This window comes from Streptomyces sp. LS1784 (assembly GCF_020103755.1).
In the GTDB taxonomy this organism is placed as follows: Bacteria; Actinomycetota; Actinomycetes; order Streptomycetales; family Streptomycetaceae; genus Kitasatospora.
Map to the genome: position 1 here is coordinate 1 of NZ_JAHSQD010000871.1, position 2,366 is coordinate 2,366.

The window sequence follows — 2,366 nt, forward strand, 5'->3', positions numbered from 1 at the left end:
TGCGCAGCGACCGGGTGGCGCGGCGCAGGCCCGCGCGGGCCTTGTTGACGGCGTTCCCGGCGGCCTTGCGGGCGCCCTTGCCGGCCCTGGCCAGACCCTTGAGGATCTTCTGGGCGATCCCCTTGAGCTTGGTGCCGACGGCTTTGCCTGCCCCCTTGAGCTTGCTGAGCAGGAAGTTGGAGATGAAGTCGAGCAGCGCGACCACGCCCGCCGCGACCGCGTCGGCGAACAGGCAGGCGGCCGAGCCGGATTTGACTGCCTTGAGGAAGGTGACGAACTTCCCGATCGCGGCGACGATCTTGCTGATGGTGTTCCACGCCGCCACCAGGCCCTGGATGATCGCCATGATCGCGCCCGCGGCCGGCACGATCAGCGACACCAGCTTCTCGACGACGATCGAGACGATCATTCCGGGCAGCGAGGCGACGATCGCCTGCCAGGCCATCCGTCCGATCTGGGCCATCGAGATGCAGCCCTTGACCAGGACGTTGACGATGGTGGAGGTCAGGCCGACCACCGACTCGACCTTCTCGTTGAACCACTGCTTGACCGCGCTCTTGATCGCACCCCACAGGTAGTGCTGGATGCCGTCGATCGCGGCGCTGCCGAGCTTCTTCAGCCAGCCGCCCGGGTCGGAGGCGATGTCGCCGATCAGGACCGCGAACTCTCCGAAGACCGCGATCGCCTTCTCGACGAAGTCGATCGCGTCCATGACGGACTTGCGGACCGCCTCGATCGCGGCCTTGAGCCCGGCCTCCAGCGCGTTCAGCAGCGCGTTCAGCCCGGCGGCCAGCAGGTCGAGCAGCTTGTTGACGGCGTTCTTGAGCTTGTCCGCCCACTCGTTGACCTTGGCGACGGCTTTGTCGCGCCACTCCTCGATCTTCTTGCGGAACTTGTCCCGCAGTTCGGGGAAGGCCGCCAGCAGCACGTCGCAGATCTTGATCAGCGCGTCGGCGAGCTTGTCGATCAGCTCGACGGCGAACTTGCGCGCCTGGTCGATCGCCCAGTTCGCGAACTTTCGGAAGCCGTCGATGATGTCGTTGATCAGGCCGCGGAAGTAGTCGAAGACCTTGGTGACCGCCTCGACCAGCGCGTCGAAGGCGGCCTTGACCTTGGACTTGACCCAGCCCCACCAGCCCTCGGACTCCTCCTTCTTGCGGTCCTTCTCCTTCTGCGCCTTCTCCTCGGCCTCCTTCCGCTTGTCCTGGATCTTCTGGTTGTCCTGCTGCTGACGGTCCCGGACGTCCTTGTCGGCCTCGGTGCGCTTCTTGCCGATCTGTCCGGCCTTGTCCTGGTGCTCGGCGTCGGCGTCCTGGTCCGCGGTGGTGGCCTTCTGGTCCTGCTCGGTGCGCCACTGCTCGCGCTCGCCCTTGACCTTCTCGGCGGCCTCGCCCCGTTCGCCGGCCTGGGCCTGGGCGTTGTCCGCCACCGCCTGGTCGACCTCGGCCTGGTTCTGCCGGCGCGCATCGGCCTCGCCCTGCTTCTGCTTGGCCTGTTCGGAGCCCAGTTGGCTCTGGCCCTGGCCGACCGCGGCCTGGATCTGCGGGCCGCGCTCCTGCTGGGTCACGATGCCGATGCCCGGCTTGGTGTCGACCGCGCCGCCGGCCCTGGCGCCCCCGCCCTTGCCCCCGCCGCCCGGTACGGAGGCGGTGAGGGTCTCCTTCGGCACGTCCGGGTAGATCCGGTCCTCGCCCATCGGCTTGGCGGCGTCCTCCCGGCCGACGCCGAGGATCTTCGTGGAACTGTCCTTGAGCTTCGCGGCCTGCTGGTCGGTGCGCGCCGGGTCGCTCTCGCCGGTCAGTTCGACCTCGGGCGCCCGGCCGACCGTGGTGTTCAACGCCGGATCCGTCGTGGGGACGCCGTCGACCGCGCCCTGCACTTGCTGCACTTCCTGCGGCGAGACCTGGGTGCCCGCGTCGTCGGCGACGTGCGGCACGGCGACCCGGTCGCCGGGGTTCCGGCCCTCGACCTTCTTCTGCTGGGCCTTCTGCTGCTCGCCGTCCGCGCCCTGCGGACCGACCCGCTCCAGCCGCTCCGTCACCGCCACGGCGGGCGGCGCGGCCTCGGGCGTGCCGGACTGGGTCTGTGGTGCGCCGGACGGGCGCTGGACGGTCGGCGGGGCGGCCTGCAACCGGGCGTGCTGCTCGCCGACCGTACGGTCGACCGAGCCGTCCACGCCGTCCAGGGTGGTGGCCAGCTGATCGGGCGGCAGGCTCGCGGCGGTGGCGAGCGCGCTCTGCGGGTCCTGGGCGGAGACGTCGGGCGGGGCCTGCTGCTTCTCCTGCTTGGGCGGGGCGCCCCCGGCTGCGCCACCGGCCGCGCAGCCGCCACCCGCGCCTCCGCCGTTGCCACCGGCACCGCCGTCC

General features: G+C 70.3%; 1 pseudogene. It reads right to left on the bottom strand.

Annotated features, from left to right (window positions below):
* Window positions 1–2,366 (bottom strand): annotated as a pseudogene (locus KS423_RS43625) (hypothetical protein); the annotation flags it as partial.